Annotated in this window: 19 protein-coding genes; all 19 read right to left on the bottom strand. The window is 60.7% G+C overall.

The window, feature by feature from the left end; genetic code table 11:
• Positions 1-2: 2 nt before the first annotated feature.
• The 19 genes from ACTAQJ_RS01130 to thrB all read right to left on the bottom strand — a co-directional run bounded on the left by ACTAQJ_RS01130 (position 3) and on the right by thrB (position 18129).
• Positions 3-434 carry a DUF2550 domain-containing protein gene (locus ACTAQJ_RS01130; RefSeq protein WP_224091077.1) on the bottom strand — a complete coding sequence of 144 codons (432 nt, stop codon included), beginning with the start codon at positions 432-434 and terminating at the stop codon, positions 3-5.
• Between the two features lie 10 nt (positions 435-444).
• Positions 445-729, bottom strand: a complete 285-nt coding sequence (locus tag ACTAQJ_RS01125; RefSeq protein WP_216923952.1) for a F0F1 ATP synthase subunit epsilon — start codon at positions 727-729, stop codon at positions 445-447.
• 1 nt (position 730) lies between these two features.
• The gene (atpD, locus tag ACTAQJ_RS01120) at positions 731-2182 is read right to left on the bottom strand and encodes a F0F1 ATP synthase subunit beta (RefSeq protein WP_431115631.1); all 1452 of its coding nucleotides are present in this window, start codon (positions 2180-2182) and stop codon (positions 731-733) included.
• Positions 2183-2265: 83 nt separating this feature from the next.
• Positions 2266-3156 (bottom strand): F0F1 ATP synthase subunit gamma, encoded by an 891-nt coding sequence (locus tag ACTAQJ_RS01115; protein ID WP_477515082.1) that lies wholly within the window; start codon positions 3154-3156, stop codon positions 2266-2268.
• 76 nt (positions 3157-3232) lie between these two features.
• A complete protein-coding gene (gene atpA / locus ACTAQJ_RS01110) occupies positions 3233-4870 on the bottom strand; it encodes a F0F1 ATP synthase subunit alpha (RefSeq protein ID WP_431120262.1) in 1638 nt (545 codons plus the stop codon).
• Positions 4871-4955: 85 nt separating this feature from the next.
• The gene (locus ACTAQJ_RS01105; RefSeq protein WP_498700117.1) at positions 4956-5783 is read right to left on the bottom strand and encodes a F0F1 ATP synthase subunit delta; all 828 of its coding nucleotides are present in this window, start codon (positions 5781-5783) and stop codon (positions 4956-4958) included.
• Positions 5783-6340: a F0F1 ATP synthase subunit B gene (locus ACTAQJ_RS01100; RefSeq protein ID WP_216923955.1), complete on the bottom strand. Its 558-nt coding sequence runs from the start codon at positions 6338-6340 to the stop codon at positions 5783-5785. Before ACTAQJ_RS01100 ends, ACTAQJ_RS01105 begins: the two co-directional genes overlap by 1 nt.
• Positions 6341-6396: 56 nt before the next feature.
• Entirely contained in the window at positions 6397-6600 is a 204-nt protein-coding gene (atpE, locus tag ACTAQJ_RS01095; RefSeq protein ID WP_009356484.1) for an ATP synthase F0 subunit C, read from the bottom strand.
• 77 nt (positions 6601-6677) lie between these two features.
• Positions 6678-7478 carry a F0F1 ATP synthase subunit A gene (gene atpB, locus ACTAQJ_RS01090; protein ID WP_216923956.1) on the bottom strand — a complete coding sequence of 267 codons (801 nt, stop codon included), beginning with the start codon at positions 7476-7478 and terminating at the stop codon, positions 6678-6680.
• A gap of 81 nt (positions 7479-7559) precedes the next feature.
• Positions 7560-7895 (bottom strand): hypothetical protein, encoded by a 336-nt coding sequence (locus ACTAQJ_RS01085; RefSeq protein WP_431115634.1) that lies wholly within the window; start codon positions 7893-7895, stop codon positions 7560-7562.
• Complete coding sequence (locus ACTAQJ_RS01080; RefSeq protein WP_498700113.1) at positions 7882-8373, bottom strand: Cg1360 family ATP-synthase-associated protein; 492 nt, start codon at positions 8371-8373, stop codon at positions 7882-7884. Before ACTAQJ_RS01080 ends, ACTAQJ_RS01085 begins: the two co-directional genes overlap by 14 nt.
• Before the next feature lie 113 nt (positions 8374-8486).
• Positions 8487-9605, bottom strand: a complete 1119-nt coding sequence (locus ACTAQJ_RS01075) for an MraY family glycosyltransferase (RefSeq protein WP_498700112.1) — start codon at positions 9603-9605, stop codon at positions 8487-8489.
• 282 nt (positions 9606-9887) lie between these two features.
• Positions 9888-10844 (bottom strand): glycosyltransferase, encoded by a 957-nt coding sequence (locus ACTAQJ_RS01070; protein ID WP_498700110.1) that lies wholly within the window; start codon positions 10842-10844, stop codon positions 9888-9890.
• Positions 10845-11630, bottom strand: a complete 786-nt coding sequence (locus ACTAQJ_RS01065; protein WP_431115638.1) for a WecB/TagA/CpsF family glycosyltransferase — start codon at positions 11628-11630, stop codon at positions 10845-10847. It lies immediately after the preceding gene.
• Positions 11627-12367 (bottom strand): L-threonylcarbamoyladenylate synthase, encoded by a 741-nt coding sequence (locus ACTAQJ_RS01060; protein ID WP_431115639.1) that lies wholly within the window; start codon positions 12365-12367, stop codon positions 11627-11629. Before ACTAQJ_RS01060 ends, ACTAQJ_RS01065 begins: the two co-directional genes overlap by 4 nt.
• 12 nt (positions 12368-12379) lie before the next feature.
• Positions 12380-13252, bottom strand: coding sequence for a peptide chain release factor N(5)-glutamine methyltransferase (gene prmC, locus ACTAQJ_RS01055; RefSeq protein ID WP_431115640.1), 873 nt, complete (start codon positions 13250-13252; stop codon positions 12380-12382).
• Between the two features lie 45 nt (positions 13253-13297).
• The gene (gene prfA / locus ACTAQJ_RS01050) at positions 13298-14371 is read right to left on the bottom strand and encodes a peptide chain release factor 1 (RefSeq protein WP_431115641.1); all 1074 of its coding nucleotides are present in this window, start codon (positions 14369-14371) and stop codon (positions 13298-13300) included.
• A gap of 243 nt (positions 14372-14614) precedes the next feature.
• Positions 14615-16756 (bottom strand): transcription termination factor Rho, encoded by a 2142-nt coding sequence (gene rho, locus ACTAQJ_RS01045; protein ID WP_498700108.1) that lies wholly within the window; start codon positions 16754-16756, stop codon positions 14615-14617.
• Positions 16757-17154: 398 nt separating this feature from the next.
• Complete coding sequence (gene thrB / locus ACTAQJ_RS01040) at positions 17155-18129, bottom strand: homoserine kinase (RefSeq protein WP_431115643.1); 975 nt, start codon at positions 18127-18129, stop codon at positions 17155-17157.

The raw sequence follows: 18129 nt of genomic DNA, 5'->3' as shown, positions 1-18129 counted from the left end.
GCCTAACGCCAGGTTCCGACGCCGATGACAGGTCCGGCCTCGAGCCAGGAGGAAAGGCCGGCGTAGGCATCGAAGTTCATGGCGAGCATGAACTTCTTGCCTTCATATTGGAGTTCAACCACGACGACGCCAGGCTGCACCTTGACGAGCTCATCCTCTGTGGGTTGACGCCGGCCAAGCAGCTCCAACGAACTGCGTTTGTATCTATGTTTCGGGATCACGCTCAGGGACATCAAGCGGAACCACTCAAGTTCATTGTCCTGATAACGACAAACCCCCATCTGCCAGCTGTTTCCAGCCGTGCAAATGGAGGCGTCAACCGTGCCCAGGGCGCGCCGCAGATTGAAGCGGCGCACCCCAAAAAGGCACAGTGAAAAAATCAGCAACGCAAACGCCGTTGCCAGGGCGATGAACGGAATAAGGGAATCGTCCATCAAGGTCGTGCTATCGGATCCCCGCTGTAGCCGCTTCGCCCAGTTGGGCGTTGTCAGCAACAATGACCACACGATCGTTGTCGACGGAGAAGAATCCACCGTCAACAACTACCGCAATACGGTCACCGGAAACCGGCTGGATTGCCAGCTCACCCTCAGCCAGGATGGCCAGGAGGGGCGAGTGGCCCGGCAGGATTCCGATTTCACCATCGCTGGTGCGGGCCTTCACCATCTTGGCCGCGCCGGACCACACAAAGTGGTCCGCTGCGACAATCTCAACCTCGAGCTCAGCCATACTACTTGGTCTGTTCCTGGATCTTGGCCCATTGGCGCTCGACGTCATCCAGGCCACCGACGTTGAAGAACGCCTGCTCTGCGATGTGGTCCAGCTCGCCGTCGCAGATAGCGGTGAAGCCTTCCACGGTGTCCTTGATGGACACGGTGGAGCCTTCGACGCCGGTGAACTGCTTGGCGGTGTAGGTGTTCTGGGACAGGAACTGCTGGATACGACGTGCACGTGACACGACGATCTTGTCTTCTTCAGAAAGTTCGTCAACGCCGAGGATGGCGATGATGTCCTGGAGTTCCTTGTTCTTCTGCAGGATCTGCTTTACACGGACAGCCGTGTTGTAGTGGTCCTTGCCGATGTACTGGGGGTCCAGGATACGGGAGGTCGACGTCAGCGGGTCAACGGCCGGGTACAGACCACGGGAGGCGATTTCACGGGAAAGTTCCGTGGTCGCGTCGAGGTGTGCGAAGGTCGTTGCCGGAGCCGGGTCGGTGTAGTCATCAGCAGGCACGTAAATAGCCTGCATGGACGTGATGGAGTGGCCCTTGGTGGAGGTGATGCGCTCCTGGAGGAGACCCATCTCGTCAGCAAGGTTCGGCTGGTAACCCACTGCGGACGGCATACGGCCGAGCAGCGTGGAAACTTCCGAACCTGCCTGCGTGAAGCGGAAGATGTTGTCAATGAAGAGCAACACGTCCTGGTTCTGAACATCGCGGAAGTACTCCGCCATAGTCAGCGCAGACAGGGCAACACGCAGACGCGTTCCCGGCGGCTCATCCATCTGGCCGAAGACGAGGGCGGTGTCCTTGAGAACTCCGGCCTCTTCCATTTCAACCCAGAGGTCGTTACCTTCACGGGTACGCTCGCCAACACCGGCGAATACGGAGGTACCACCGAAGTTGCGCGCAACACGCGTGATCATTTCCTGGATCAGAACGGTCTTGCCAACACCAGCGCCACCGAACAGGCCGATCTTTCCACCCTTGATGTACGGGGTGAGGAGGTCGATGACCTTGATGCCGGTCTCGAGCATCTCCGTGGAGCCCTCAAGGGAAGCGAAGGACGGTGCCTTGCGGTGGATCGGCCAGTAGGCGTCAGCCTTGATCTCGGACTCTTCGACGTCCAGCGGCTTACCGAGGACGTTGAAGATGTGGCCCTTGACGCCGTCGCCGACGGGCACGGAGATCGGAGCGCCGGAGTCCCGCACGGTGGTACCGCGGACGAGTCCGTCGGTAGCCTGCAGGGAGATGGCGCGAACGAGGTTGTCACCCAAGTGCTGGGAGGTCTCGAACGTGATGGTCTTCGTCTGGCCATTGAGAGTGATCTCAGTGGTCAAAGCGTTGTAAATCGAGGGGATTGCGTCAGCCGGGAATTCGACGTCGACAACCGGACCAATAACACGGGCAATGCGGCCGGTGGCACCGGCCGTTGCTACGTGTTCGGTAGCAGTGGCAGTCATCTCTCTCACTTCACTCAGTAGATGGCGTGGGGTTAAGTTTATCTGTTTGGTGCAGGTGCGGCTTTGAGCCGAATCCGTACCGGCTAGGACGCGAGGGCGTCGGCGCCGGCCACGATCTCGGAAAGCTCCTGCGTAATCTCGGCCTGACGGGCCGTGTTGCGAAGGCGCGTGTACTTCTTGATCAGGTCCGTAGCGTTGTCACCGGCCGACTTCATGGCACGCTGGCGGGCAGCGAGCTCGGAAGCTGCAGCCTGCAGCATGGCTGCGAAGATGCGGGACTCGATGTAACGCGGAAGCAGGGCGTCAAGGACCTGCTCGGTTTCCGGTTCAAACTCGTACAACGGCAACAGGTCTGACTCCGACACTGCTTCCTCTTCGACGACCTCCAGGGGAAGCAAACGGATAACCGTCGGCTCCTGGGTCACCATGGACTTGAAGCGGGTGTAGACGACGTGGATTTCGTCCACGCCACCCTCTTCGAAGTCAGTGGCGAAGTCTTCGAGAAGTGCAGCTCCGACTTCCTGCGCGGTTTCGAATTCCGGTGCGTCCGTGCCGCCAGTCCATACGCGGGCGTAGTCACGGTTGCGGAAATCGAAGTACGCCTGCGCCTTGCGGCCCACCAGGTATGCCTTGACTTCCTTGCCTTCTGCATGAAGAAGCTCGGTGAGACCTTCAGCCTGCTTGAGAACACTCGCAGAGTAAGATCCAGCAAGGCCACGGTCCGAGGTAATGATCAGGACTGCGGCGCGGCGAATCTGCTCCGGCTCAGTGGTCAGCGGGTGGTCGATTTCGCTCTGAGTTGCGACAGCAGAAACGGCACGGGTAATCGCGTTCGCGTAAGGCAGTGAAGCTGCTACGCGGGCGCGGGCCTTACCGATGCGCGAGGTAGCAATCAGTTCCATCGCCTTGAAGATCTTGCGCATCGACGTCGTCGAGCTGATCTTCTGACGGTAGACCCGAATCTGGGCTCCCATACTTATCCTTTCCTAAGTTCCCGACGTACTGCCCTGCCGGGGCCCTTGCGGACCCCGGCAGAACAGGTCATCGAAACTAGCGCTTCTGCTTGACGATCTTTTCCTGGTCGACATCGCCACCGGAGATCGCTTCGTGCTCTTCGTGTCCGGCGCCAACCAGGTGGTTGTCGCCCTCGCCGAAGAAGCCCTTCTTGAAGGAAACGATGGCTTCCTTCAGTGCGGCAGCGGTGTCGTCATCCAGGACGTTGGTCTGAGCCAGCGTGGTCAGGATGGAGGACTTGTGCTTCAGGTGTTCCAGGAACTCGGACTCGAAGCGGCTGATGTCTTCAACCGGAACATCGTCCAGGTAACCGTTGGTACCAGCCCAGATGGAGACAACCTGGTCCTCAACCGGGAAGGGTGAGTACTGGCCCTGCTTGAGCAGTTCCATCAGACGTGCACCACGGGTCAGCTGCTGGCGGGAGGCCGCATCCAGGTCCGAAGCGAACATGGCGAAAGCCTGCATGTCACGGTACTGCGCCAGGTCCAGCTTCAAGGTACCGGAGACCTTCTTCATGGACTTGACCTGGGCAGCGCCACCGACGCGGGAGACCGACACACCAACGTCAACAGCAGGGCGCTGGTTGGCGTTGAAGAGGTCGGACTGAAGGAAGATCTGGCCATCAGTAATGGAGATCACGTTGGTGGGGATGTAGGCGGAAACGTCGTTGGCCTTGGTTTCGACGATCGGAAGACCGGTCATCGAGCCTGCGCCGAGCTCGTCGGAGAGCTTTGCACAACGCTCCAGCAGACGGGAGTGCAAGTAGAAGACGTCGCCCGGGTAAGCTTCGCGTCCCGGCGGACGACGCAGCAGCAGGGAAACCGCGCGGTACGCTTCGGCCTGCTTGGAAAGGTCATCGAAGATCACCAGAACGTGCTTGCCACCGTACATCCAGTGCTGGCCGATGGCCGAGCCTGCGTACGGTGCCAAGTACTTGAAGCCAGCGGGGTCCGAGGCCGGGGAGGCCACGATGGTGGTGTACTCCAGCGCGCCATGGTCCTCGAGGGTCTGGCGCACTGCGGCAATGGTGGAAGCCTTCTGGCCAACACCAACGTAAACGCAACGAACCTGCTTGGTGACATCGCCCGAAGCCCAGTTGGCCTTCTGGTTGATGATGGTGTCCACAGCGATTGCGGTCTTGCCGGTCTGGCGGTCACCAATGATCAGCTGACGCTGGCCACGGCCGATCGGAATCATGGCGTCAATAGCCTTGAGGCCGGTCTGCATCGGTTCGTGAACCGACTTGCGCTCGGTGACGCCCGGAGCCTGGAGTTCCAGTGCACGGGTGGTCTCGGCCTTGATCTCGCCGAGGTCGTCGATCGGCTGGCCCAGCGGGTCGACTACGCGACCGAGGAAGGCATCGCCAACCGGAACGGACAGGATCTCACCGGTGCGGTGAACTTCCTGGCCCTCTTCGATTCCGGTGAAGTCACCGAGGATAATGACACCGATCTCGCGGACGTCAAGGTTCTGGGCGAGGCCCAGCGTGCCATCTTCGAAGCGAAGCAGCTCGTTCGCCATGACCGAGGGAAGACCCTCAACACGGGCGATGCCGTCACTTGCGGTGGTCACACGACCAACCTCTACGCGCTCTGCGTTTCCGGGTTCGTAGGACGCCGCGAACTCGTTCAACGCATTACGGACGTCGTCGGCGTTGATGGTCAATTCGGCCATCTGCAGTCCCTGCTCTCCTGTTTTCGTGATCATCGTTGCTCACGATGACCGGGTTTTATATCAGTTAAGTTGTGCTTTGTCTTCGCTAGACAGCGAGCTGACGGCGGAGGTCGGTCAGGCGGCCGATAACAGAAGCGTCAAGCACTTCATCGCCCACCTGAACCCGGATTCCACCAATGAGGCGGGGGTCAACATTGACGTTGACCTTCAGCTCGCGGCCGTACAGGGCATTCAGCCCGGCCAGCAGACGGCTGGCCTGCGTTTCCGTCAACGGACGGGTAACGCTGACAGTTGCAATCCAGCGCTGCTGACGCTTGGCTGCAAGCTTGGCGAAGGACTCGACGAGCTTGCTCGGCTTGACACCGCGCGGCTGAGTTACGGCCTGGCCAATGAGAACCTTTGCTTCCTCGCTGATGCCAGGAACAAGTTTCTCGGCCAGGACAACCTTGGCCGCGCCGGATGCCTGCGGCTCAGACAGAGCACGTTGTACTTCGTGGCTGGAAGCGACGGCCTGGTTGAAAGCAAACAGATCGTTTTCCAGCTCTTCCAGCCCCGTAATACCAGAGGCAGAAACGGCCGACTTGTTTTCAGCTATGGCAATGACAACCGTGGCGGCAAGAGTCTCGAGTGCATCGCCGATATCGCGTGCAGATGCCCAGCGTAAGCTAGCCAGTCCGCCTGCGATTTCAGCAGCATCAGCGGAGACTTTTCCGCTAACCAGCTGCTTGACCAGCGCCGACTTCTCGTCTCCACTACGGGACGGGTCAGTCAGGGCGCGGCGCAAGCCAGCCGAGCTGTCCACCGTTCCCAGGATTCCGAAGAGGTCCTTTGCCAACTGCAGCGAGGCAAAAGGAAGCTTGGCTTCCAACTGCGCCAGCGCCGTGGTCAGCGATTCGCTCGATATACCTGCCATTACTTAGCTGCACCTGCGTTCTGGGTCTCCAGATCTGCCAGGAAGCGGTCCACAACGCGTGCGGCACGCTCATCGTCAGTGAGTGCTTCACCAACGATGCGGCCAGCCAACGTAGTAGCCAAAGTGCCAACCTCTGAGCGAAGCGAGACAACTGCTGCCTGGCGCTCGGACTCAATGGCAGCGTGTGCCTGCTCGGTGATGCGGGCAGACTCGGCAGCAGCCTTGGCCTTGAGGTCCGCGAGGATCTGGGCGCCTTCAGCGCGTGCTTCTTCGCGGATCCGGTTGGCTTCGGCGCGGGCGTCGGTGAGTTGCTGCTTGTACTCTTCAAGAGCTGCAGAAGCTTCGGCCTGTGCCTTTTCTGCCTTTGCGATGCCACCTTCAATCGCTTCGGCGCGCTCTGCGAAGGTCTTCTCGAACATCGGGACAATGAACTTGACCACGATGTACAGGAGGACAGCAAAGCCGACGAGGACGACGCCCATTTCCCAAACATTGGGAACGAGAGGGTTAGTGGCCTCTTCGCCTTCAGTGGCGGCTGAGATGATCAGCTGATTCATATTTCACCCGTCCTATCTACTCGGTTGCGGAATTCGCTTTGTTCGAAAGTCGAAGACTAGAGAACGAAAGCGAAGACGAGGCCGAGGATGGCAAGAGCTTCGGTCAGTGCCAGACCAAGGAATGCGATCGGCTGCAGCACGCGCTGAGCTTCCGGCTGACGAGCAACACCGTTGATGTAAGCCGCGAATACGAGACCCACACCGATACCACCGCCGATTGCGGACAGACCGTAACCTACGAGGTTGAGATTGCCTTCCATTTTTTTCCTTTCAAGATGCCACCCATGTGGCAGGTTGTTTGGTTTACTTCAATCCCCTCAAGGGGAAGTTTTTGAGCCTAGTGGCTGTCGGCGTGCAGGGCGCCTTCAATGTAGATCGCAGTCAGCAACGTGAACACGTAGGCCTGCAGGGCCATAATCAGGGCCTCGAGCATGTACATGGCAATAGCGCCAACAAGGACGAGAACCGAGGTGCCCTTCAAAAGGACGTTCTCCTGCATGATCAGGAACTCAATACCGGAACCGGCGAGCATGACGATCAGGTGGCCGGCCAGCATGGTCGCGAACAGACGGAGGCTGTGCGTCACGGGGCGGACCAGGAAGTTGGAGATGATTTCGATCGGAACAACGATCGGCAGGATGTACCACGGCACACCGGAGGGAACAGTTGCGAGCTTGAAATACTTCAGCCCGTTCTTCTTGATGCCGATGATGATCCAGGTGAAGTACACGATGCCGGCCAGCACATACGCGCCGCCAACGTGGGAGAAGCTCGGGAGCTGGATCACGGGGATAGCGCCGTAGATGTTGTTCACCAGAATGAAGAAGAACAGGCTGAACAACAGCGGGACGTACTTGATGAAGTCCTTGCCGCCGATGATGTCCTTGGCGATGCTGTTGCGGACGAAGCCATAGGCCATTTCGCCTGCGAACTGCAGCTTGCCGGGAACCAGCTGCTGCTTACGTGCAGCGAGGATGAAGAATGTAGCGATAATGACGACCGAAAGGATCACCAGCAGCATCTGCTTGGAGAAGCCATCGTGCGCACCCCAAGGCAGGATTGCCGGCAGGTGCATTTCGTCGATTCCGGGTGGGGTGAATGACCCCGAATCCTGGGCGGGGAGCGCAAGCGCGATCAACGCGTTTCCTCTCTGCTGTGTCCATCATTGGGCATTGGTTGGAAGCCGGACGCGCTCGACGCATCCATATTCCGTGTGAAATTATTTGGCATTACTGTCCCCGTCCGTGGACGGACCGCTGTCTGCGTTGCTCTCGCCAGAAGAAGAGCTTTGCCTGGTGAGGCCGTGCATATGGGAAAGATAGAACCCTCCTGCGGCTCCCAGCAGAGCGCCAAGGAGCACAATCCAGCGGGTCCCCCACAGATTATCCAGACCCCAGCCTATCAAACTCCAGACAATGATCCCGCCAACGATGTAGCTGAAGACGGCGATGCCGGCGTTGTATCCACCATCGTTTCCTGCGTCGGCAGAATCGTTGGCTTCACCTTGCGATGGAGTGTGGCTCGACAGCTGGGAATTACGCTTACGCAGAGACATCCGTACCGCCCTTCTCATCCGCAGGATCGTTGTAGATCTGCAGGCGGGCTTTGCTGAAACCGTAGATCTCTGCAGCCTGCCAAAGGACGACGGCCACAACTGCGCCGATGATGAACCATCGGCCATGCAACCAGGCGGGAGTACCGATAACAAAGAGGACCACGGCAAATCCGACGACTTTTACGAAGTACGTCGCCACGAACAGGCCGACGGCGCCGGAAGGATTACTGCGGCCAACAAAATGACCGATCAGAAGGCTGATCGCAAAGAAGAGCATGACCAGCGCGGCCCCGAATGCTGCTGAAAGCGCGCCTTGGCCACCATTCACGAACGCTGCGACGATACTCGTCACGATCAATCCGGCCAGAGCAGCAGCGGAACTCAAGAGCAGCAAGCGGAGCCACAGGTTGGATGTCTCCCCGGAAACTCCAACAACACGTTTACCGGACGGGCGTCCGGAATCGGCGTTGGATGTCATGGGGATACCAATCCTCGTGGCACAGGTGCCATATTCTCAAAGTGGGGTTACGGGCGAGTGACTGTCCGCAGAAAGAATTCTACATGAGATAGAACTGTGACCATAACCGGAAGTCATGAGCGCTCCCCCGGTCCCGCGGTATTCCGCGTGAAGTACGGCCACGCGGTAACGGCGGCCATGACGAGAGCAGCTACAACCACCACGATCAACACAATCTGCCAAGGGAACACGGCGAACGCCACACCTCCGAACGCCAGGATGCACGTCCAGACATAAAGCATGACGACGGCGGTGCGGTGCGAGTAGCCCAGGTCCACCAATTTGTGGTGGAGGTGCCCACGGTCTGCGGACCAAGGAGACTGTCCCCGCGCGGTCCTGCGAACCACAGCCATCCCGAAATCCAGGAGCGGAAGGGACAGGACGGCGAACGGCAGGAGGATCGGGATGATCGTCGGAATGCCGTTGGCGCGGTCGTAGAGCCCGGATCCGATTTGCCCCGTGGCCACTACGCCGGCTGAAGCCATGAGGAGACCGATGAGCATGGCACCGGAGTCCCCCATGAAGATCTTGGCTGGAAACCAGTTATGCGGCAGGAAGCCGATGCAGCCACCCACCAGGATCGCCATCAGGAGTGTCGCAAGGTCTGAATTGTCAGTGGATGGGTTGTTCCGGTGCACCCAGTATGCCGTGAGGAAGAAGGCGCCGCCGCCTATGGTGGCTACACCTGCAGCCAGTCCATCGAGCCCATCAATGAAATTGACGGCATTCATGGTGGTAACAATCAGCCCGGCTGTCAGGACGATCTGGACGAGCTCGGACTCAATCAGGATCGGTTCGGGGATGAAGGGAACCACAGACATCCTCACCCCCCAGATGGCGACGATGAAAGCCGCTGCGGCCTGCCCCAGGAGCTTGATCCACCAGCGGATGTCGAGGATATCGTCCGCGACCCCCACTGCGACGATCACTACTGCTCCGGCCAATATGCCCCACGGAGCATCGTTATGCCTGAAAATGTCCTTGACGAAGAAAGAGTTGCTTGCCACCACAAGCGCAGTAAAAAAGCCTGCAAAGATGCCAAGCCCGCCCAGTTTTGAGATGAGTGCGGAGTGCATGTCCCTGCTGCGGATGGGACGGTAAAGCCGTAATTTGTTCCCCAGTACGCGGGCTCCCCACGTTGCGGCATAGGACACCAGTGCAGCCGTAAGTGCCATCAGCAGGTACATAATCATGACGCGGCTCCGGAAGGCAGCCCAATGCCGGAATCAGGTACACGGACCAACGTATGCAGCCGGTGCACCGCTGAAAAGCCGCGTAGTTCTGGGCAGGTCAAGGTGTGGATTTCTGTCTGTCGATAAATGGAACTACTCCGTCGCCATGCCTGCACCGGCTGTGCCAAATGATGCTGGGATTTCTGTGGACTCTAGTCACGATACTAATGCCAACGGTCGTGACCACCGGCGTGACGCAGCCGCAAAGCTACAGCTGATGCGCTGCAGTCAAGCGGCAGGCTTTTACTTGGCAGGCTCCTGGACGTTGCGCAGGGCGTAGATCCCCTTGAGCACTTCGGCGTTGGACCGGGGTGCCCTCAAACTGTGGCGCAGGCCCTTGAACAAGCCATCAAGCAGAACTTTGCGGTTTGACGATGCAGCAATGGTCTTGGTCCAATTGCGCAGCGAAGCCCCGGTAAAGAGGACCTTTTCCCAAGGGGTCAGGGCGTTGGACCTGGTGTAAACCCAGAGCTTGTTACGAACTTCGTAATAGAAACGAGGGCCGGGGTCCGCGCCTGCATCTCCGAATACTTTCGTGTGGTGGTTGGCTACCGACGCGTTGGTAGCCAGCGCAATTCCGCGGCGCGAAACCCTTGCCGTGTATTCGAGGTCGTCGTTCCAGATAAAGTAATCCGCGATGGGGAGTCCGTGACGCCGGATCTCGTCTGCGCGGATCAGGACAGAAACAAACGAAGCGCTGCGGATCTGAACCGCCCCGAGCCGGGTAGCCATGCTCCGCGCCGCTTCGCTGGCTCCGATGCGTGGACGCATGCGATTCATTGGGTGGTCGCGCCCATCCGTCCACACCACCCGGCTGGCGATGAACGCCGGGGCTTCCCCCGCTTCCTGTTCATAGGCCTCGGATACATCCAGTGCCTCGCGAAGTGCGCCCGGCTGTGGCTCGGTGTCGTCGTCCATGATCCAGACGTGGTCAGCACCGTGGTCCAGGACTGCACGCTCCATGCCGACAACAAATCCCCCGGCGCCGCCCACGTTGGCATTGAGCGTAACAACGTCCGTAGGAACAGGGCCACGGTAGGTCCTGAGGAATTCCGCAGTTCCGTCTGTGGAGGCATTGTCCACGACGACGACGGCGTCCGGCACCTCGGTGCCGGCGGCAATGCCGGCCAGGGTGGTCTCAAGGAGTTCACGCCGGTTAAAGGTCACCACAACGGCGACCACAACGGGTTTGGACGTCATTTACTTGCCTTTGGTCTGGGATGGCTGGAAGTGGCGCCGAATCAGCAGGCCCGCCAACTTCCACGGTTCAACAAAAACTCTGTAGCCAACACGGCCCGGATGGAGGACCAGGCGCCACGCCCATTCGAGCCCAAGGCGCCCGAGCCAACGCGGCGCGAGCTTCTGGACGCCGGCCACCTGTTCAATGGCACCGCCAACGGCACAATACACAGCGGGCGGAAACTGAGTGAGTCGTCGATGCAGGACGGTCTCCTGCAGCGGCATGCCAAGGCCCAGCAGCACCAGTTGAGGACGGAAGCGGTCCAACCACTCCACGACAGCCAATTCCAGCGCATCGTCCCATCCTTCGCCGGGCATGCCATCTACCGTTGCGTCCGGAATAATCGTGCGCAGCCGGGCCACCGCTTGCGTATTTGCAGCCCGTCCGGCACCGATCACGGCCACCCGTTCCAGCCCCTTCACTCCCCCAAGAGCCGGGATCCAGTCCATGGATCCAAGCCGGTATGCCATGGGGCCTTGTCCCAGGGGCTTCAATTGCCGTTTGTGGGCTAATCCCCAAAGCATGGCTACTGGAGCGCCGTCAAGGAGGACGATCGAACTTTGATCGTAAAGTGAACGGAAATCTGCACACGAGTGGAACAGCGTAATGCTGTGAAGATTGTGGCCGAGCACAGTACGGGTGGTTCCGGTGGAGATAAGTCCGTCAAGGGCATCGATCAATTCATTGACGCGCAGCGGAGTCGCGTCGACGTCAAGGACGGGGACGCGCTGGCGGTCCGGAATCATTCGGGTTTGGCTTCACGTGGGGCGTCGGGTGCCGATGCTGATACAGCAGGCGCCGGATCCTCGACGGCGGGTGCAGGCTCATCAACGCCGAGGAGGGAAGGAACGACCTCACGCAGGCGTTCCAGGGAGATGGCGCCCTGACGTACCACCCGGAAGGGTTCGGAGGTCGCATCCACGATGGTAGAAGGCAGTGCAGCAGTACCCTTGACGGGCCGGAAGCCGCCTTCCAAGTACACTTCCACGGAATCTGCCAGCTGGAGCCGCGCCTCTGAAGCAGTCTGCGCTGCTTCCTGCCCCGTGCGGTTGGCCGATGACACAGCCAGCGGCCCGGTAAGGCCCAGAAGTTCAAGTGCGAGTTCGTCGTCAGGCATCCGCAGGGCCACAGTGCCCTTGGTATCACCCAGGTCCCAATCCAAAGACGGCTGGGCGTGAAGGATGAGCGTCAGGCCACCGGGCCAGAAGGCCTGTGCCAAGGCCCTGGCGTCGGCGGACACATCGCTCGCGAGTCCGTCCAGGGCGTTGATGCGCGGAATCAGGACCGGTGGAGGCATTTGCCGGCTACGGCCCTTGGAAGCCAACAACATTGTCACGGCCAAGGGGGAAAAGGCGTCAGCTGCAATGCCGTACACGGTGTCCGTCGGCAGCACGATGCACTTCTTTTCGCTGATGGCACGCTGCGCGTGTTGAAGTCCTTCAGCCCGCTGGTCATCGGAAGTGCAATTGTAGGTTGTGGTCACAGCGCTATTCTTTCACTCATCAGGAGCCTTGTTTGCCAGCACCGCGCTCGTGGCACGTTCCTTGCCGTTGAGGTCAAAGTGCGTGGTGATGTCCTGCCAACGTCCGGCTCGACGCAACATGCCGCTGATCCAATCCGCCTGGACTTCTGCGTGTTCCATCACGAAGTAGCCGCCAGGTTTCAGGAGGCGGCCCGCACTGGCTGCTGCCGCCGTCGGGAGTTCCATCCCATCCGCTCCCCCACCGTACAGTGCTTCGGGCGGATCATGCAGCGCAACTTCGGGCTCGTTTGGGATGGCTTCGGCAGGGATGTACGGAGGATTGGAGACCACAACGTCAAATGAGCCGTTGTGTTCAGGCAAGGCATCCCTAAGATCGCCCTGGATCAGGGAGACGCCCAGCGGTTCAAGGTTCCTGCTGGCCCAGGCATGGGCAAACGTGCTGAATTCCACGGCATGGACTTCAGCTCCTGGAACTTCGTGCGCGATTGAACCGGCAATGGCTCCCGAACCGGTTCCGAGGTCCACGATCTTAGGGTGGGACATGCCGGCCACGTGGTCGATGACAAGCTGGACAACGGATTCCGTTTCGGGTCGGGGAATGAACACACCCGGCCCCACCTGCAGCTCAAGATGGCGGAAATATGCGACGCCGGTGATGTGCTGAAGCGGTACGCGTCCGGCACGCTCAGCCACCAGTTCGGCGTAGCCTTCAGGGGCGGGCGAATCGCCCAGGAGCATTGCCCGCAACCGGCCCAGCCCCACTCCCAGCAGGTGCTCCGCAAGGAGCTCGGCATCGACGCGCGGGGTGGGGACTCCGGCGTCGGATAAAACGGCAGTGGCCTCGCGAACGGCGTCCGCGAGGCTCTGGCCCGGGAAAATCGTCATATCTGTACCCCGACAGCTGGAAATCGGCAGGCTTGTGGTGCTTTGCTATTCGCCCAGGGCGTCCAGACGTGCCTGCTCGTCCGCTTCAATCGCCGATTGGATGACGGGTTCCAGGTCACCATTCATCACGGCGTCGAGGTTGTAGGCCTTATACCCGGTGCGGTGGTCCGCAATGCGGTTTTCCGGGAAGTTGTAGGTGCGGATGCGCTCCGAGCGGTCCATCGTACGGATCTGCGACTTGCGCTGCTCGGAGTTGGCGGCGTCGATCTGTTCCTGCTGGTGGGCCAGGAGCCGGGCACGGAGCACGCGCATACCGGCTTCGCGGTTCTGCAGCTGCGACTTTTCGTTCTGCATGGCCACCACGATGCCCGTAGGCAAGTGGGTGATGCGAACTGCGGAGTCCGTGGTGTTCACGGACTGGCCACCGGGACCGGAGGAACGGTAGACGTCGATCTTGAGATCGTTCTGGTTGATTTCAAGCTCTTCGGGTTCATCCACTTCGGGAAGCACCAGGACGCCGGCCGCGGATGTGTGGATACGGCCCTGCGACTCTGTAACCGGAACGCGCTGCACCCGGTGCACACCGCCTTCGAACTTCAACCGCGCAAAGACGCCTTCCGCGGGGTCGTTCGAATTGCCCTTGATGGCCACGGCGACGTCCTTGTATCCACCAAGATCTGATTCGGTAGCGGAGATCATCTCAGTCTTCCAGCCCCGCGACTCGGCGTACCGCATGTACATCCGCAGAAGGTCGCCAGCGAACAACGCAGCTTCGTCGCCGCCTTCTCCGCCCTTGACTTCAAGGATCACGTTGCGGGCGTCGTCCGGATCGCGAGGGATCAGCAGACGGCGCAGCCGCTCCTGTGCCGCAGGAATCTGCTCCTCCAGCTGCACAACTTCTGCAGCGAATTCGGGATCCTCGTCTGCCATCTCTTTGGCAGCTTCCAAATCATCATTGAGCCCGCGCCACTTGTTATACGCCTCCACAATGCCCTGGAGCTGCGCAGAACGCCGCCCCAATTTCCGGGCAGCAGACTGATCGGCATAAACAGCAGGATCACTCAACTGCGCCTGGATAGCAGCATGCTCATCAAGCAATCCCTGTACGGACTCAAACATTTTCAAACCTCTTTCGTGTCGCACCCTATGTTAGTCGGGTGCAGAAATCCGTTCCCCGTCAGGCCCGGCATTAGGTGAGCCGGGCGCCGGCCGCGCGGATTTCCCGCCCCGGGAGTGGCATCGGGCCTGCCGAAGCGTGGCGGCTCAGGTCCGTTAGGACAGAGCCGCCACGCGAAGGGGCGGGGGCGGGAAATCCGCGCGGCACCAACCGCACAAACACCCGACACCCCGCCCCGATTACAGCTATTTGTCGTTGTCCGACTTCGCTCCAAGCGTCGTCTTCTGAACCTGCATGAGGAACTCGACGTTGCTTTGCGTCTCCCGGATCTTGTTGGTCAGCAGCTCAAGGCTCTGCTGCTGCTCAAGGCCTGAAAGGACCCGGCGCAGCTTCCACATGATCTTGACTTCTTCCGGCGAGAGCAGGTTCTCTTCGCGGCGTGTGCCGGACGCGTTGACGTCCACGGCCGGGAAGATGCGCTTGTCTGCCAGCTGGCGGGAAAGGCGGAGCTCCATGTTGCCGGTGCCCTTGAACTCCTCGAAGATGACTTCGTCCATCTTGGATCCGGTCTCTACGAGCGCCGTTGCCAGGATGGTGAGCGAGCCACCGTTTTCGATGTTGCGGGCGGCACCGAAGAAGCGCTTCGGCGGGTAGAGCGCAGCGGAGTCCACACCACCGGACAGGATGCGGCCGGAGGCCGGTGCTGCCAGGTTGTATGCGCGGCCCAGGCGGGTCATGGAGTCCAGGAGGACCACCACGTCCATGCCCATTTCAACGAGGCGCTTGGCGCGTTCGATGGAAAGCTCGGCAACAGTGGTGTGGTCGTCTGCGGGACGGTCGAAGGTGGAGGCAATGACCTCACCCTTGACGGTGCGCTGCATGTCCGTGACTTCTTCGGGACGTTCGTCAACCAACACCATCATGAGGTGGACCTCAGGATTGTTGGTGGTGATTGCGTTCGCAATGGACTGCAGGATGAGCGTCTTTCCGGCCTTGGGCGGGGAGACGATCAGGCCACGCTGGCCCTTGCCGATCGGAGCCACGAGGTCAATGACACGCGGACCGATCTTCTTGGGGTCGGTCTCCAGGCGCAGGCGCTCGGACGGGTACAGCGGCACGAGTTTGGCGAACTCGACGCGATCCTTGAGCTCTTCAGGAGTCTTGCCGTTGACCGAAGTAACACGCACGAGGGCGTTGAACTTCTGGCGCGAAGACTGCTGGTTGCGGTCTTCACCTTCGCGTGGTGCACGGATGGCGCCAACGACGGCGTCTCCCTTGCGGAGGTTGTACTTCTTGACCTGTGCCAGCGAAACGTAGACGTCGTTCGCGCCGGGGAGGTAGCCGGACGTCCGGATGAATGCGTAGTTCTCCAGGACGTCCAGAATGCCCGCTACGGGGAGCAGGACGTCGTCTTCGGTAACCTCGATGTCGTCAACATCCGGCCCCTGCGCACGGCCACGGCGGCGTTCATTGCGGTCGCGGAAGCGGTCGCTGCGGGTGTTGCCGTCCCGGCTGTCCTGACCGCCACGACGGTCGCTGCGCTCGTTCTGATCGTTGCGATCACGGCGGTTCCTGCGGTTGCGGCGGTTACCAGTGTCGTCGAGGTCGGTGTTGTCCTCGCGGCGTCCGCGGGAGTCACGACGTTCACGGGACTGATCGCCGGAGTCGGCCTGCTCGCGCTGTTCAGTACGCTGTTCAGTGCGTTCGCCGCGCTGTTCACGCTGCTCGGTCCGTTCGACACGCTGTTCACGCTGCTCGGTCCGTTCGCCACGCTGTTCACGCTGCTCGGTCCGTTCGCCGCGCTGTTCACGCTGCTCGGTCCGTTCGCCACGCTGTTCACGCTGCTCAGCACGCTGTTCAGTGCGCTCGGCACGCTGTTCTGTGCGCTCCGGGCGCTGCTCAGCGGCCGGGGCTTCTGCGGTTTCCTCCGGAGCTGCAGCAGCCTCGCTGCGGCGACGGTTACGGGTCCGGGGCTGGCGACGCTCGGTGACGGCTTCGCTTGCTTCCGGCGCTGCTTCGGGCTCTGCAACCGGCGCAGCCGGCGCTTCAGCAGGTGCAGCGGCCTCTGCCGCGGCAACTACGCCATCGCTGGTGGCGCGGCGGCTACGGCCACGTCCACGTCCACGAGGGGCTTCCTGGGCTGGCGCTTCCGTGCTCACTTCAGCGGCAGGAGTGCTCTTCTCCGCAACCTTGACCTCGGGAGCCGGCGCTGCCTTGGGCGCGGTGGCAGCCTTCGTCGATGCCTTGGCCGGGGCCTTGGCGGTAGAAGTCCCGGCACGATGGGCGGATATGGCTGTTACCAAGTCCCCCTTACGCATACGGGACCCACCGGAGATCCCCAGCTGGCTGGCAAGAGCCTGGAGCTGGGCGAGCTTGAAGGCCTGCAAGGCCGCTGCTCTTGGTGGTTGCTGCTGTTGACGACTCAGCAGCAGAAGTTGTTGTGTCCACAGCTGAAGCCAGCTCAGTGGTTTCTGTCACGAAGGATCCTTCCCCCTCGACGGCGTCCAGAGCGAGAGCTGGACGCGATGATTTGTTCTGGGCTGCAGTTCAGATCTGCAGCCGGTGATTTCGGCCGTGCCTGATGGATTGTGGCCAACAGGGCCGGATACTGATCGTCTTCACTGAACCCAGTTGCCCGGACAGCCGACTGAATATTCAGGGAACAGAGAGAGTTCTGCGGCACCTGAGACAGGCCGGAAGGAGACGGCACCGCCAGACGTTGGCACAGTTGACGAAAGGAACAGCGAAACCGCCAAGATCCAAAATCAGGGAACTGCCCGCGGCTTTACCGCCGGTGCACTTCCACTCTAGCACCTTCAACGTCCACAGCCAGCGTCATCACACGCCAACCGACGTTGGGTGTGTTGGCGGCAGTAAACGCCTCGATGAATTCGGCAACGGTTGCTGCTTCGCCGGGCCCGTTGGCCAGGACCATGACAGTAGGACCGGCACCGGAAACCACGGCAGCGTGACCGGCCGTTCGCAGCGCCGCAATAAGATCCGCGCTGGGCCGCATCGCTTCGGCGCGGTAGCTCTGGTGCAGGTAGTCTTCGGTACCGGGCAGCAGGAATTCCGGCTGCGTTGTCAACGCGTGGATAAGCAACGCTGCACGTCCGGAGTTCATCGCAGCAGCATGGTGACCCACAGACGCGGGCAAAAGTCCGCGGGCAGTTTCGGTGGAGAGTTCATAATCTGGAACCGCCACCACGGGAACCACGGATCGGGCTACTTCAGCACGCGTACTGCTGTACTGCTCGCTGTCCTGCCATGACAGCGCCAGTCCGCCGAAAATGGCGGGGGCGACGTTGTCCGGGTGGCCTTCCATTTCGCTGGTCAGCTGCAGGATCCAGTCGAGATCCTGCTGCGCCTCTTTTGGAACCAAGGAATTGGCGGCAGTAACGGCCGCTACAACTGCGGAGGCTGAGGAACCCAGGCCGCGTCCATGCGGATTAACGTTGTCAGCCGTGATCCTTAGGCCGGAGTGCCGGAAACCCAAACGTTCCAAGGCAAGGTCGATCGCACGCACCACCAAGTGGCTGGAGTCGCGCGGAAGGGTATCGGCGCCTTCACCGGAGAGCTCGAATTCGAGCTCTCCGGTGGTGAGCGTTTCCACCGTCAAGGTGTCATAAATGGATAGGGCCAAGCCGAGGCTGTCGTAGCCGGGACCCAGGTTGGCGCTCGTACCGGGGACCTTGACGGTCAGCCGCTGGCCTGCCGCGACGAGTTGACGATCGGTCGCGGTGGGCTGCGTTTGTTCCAC

Source organism: Arthrobacter sp. alpha11c (genome assembly GCF_054149985.1).
Note: the sequence above shows the minus strand (reverse complement) of the source record. Positions and strands in the feature narration are given on the sequence as shown.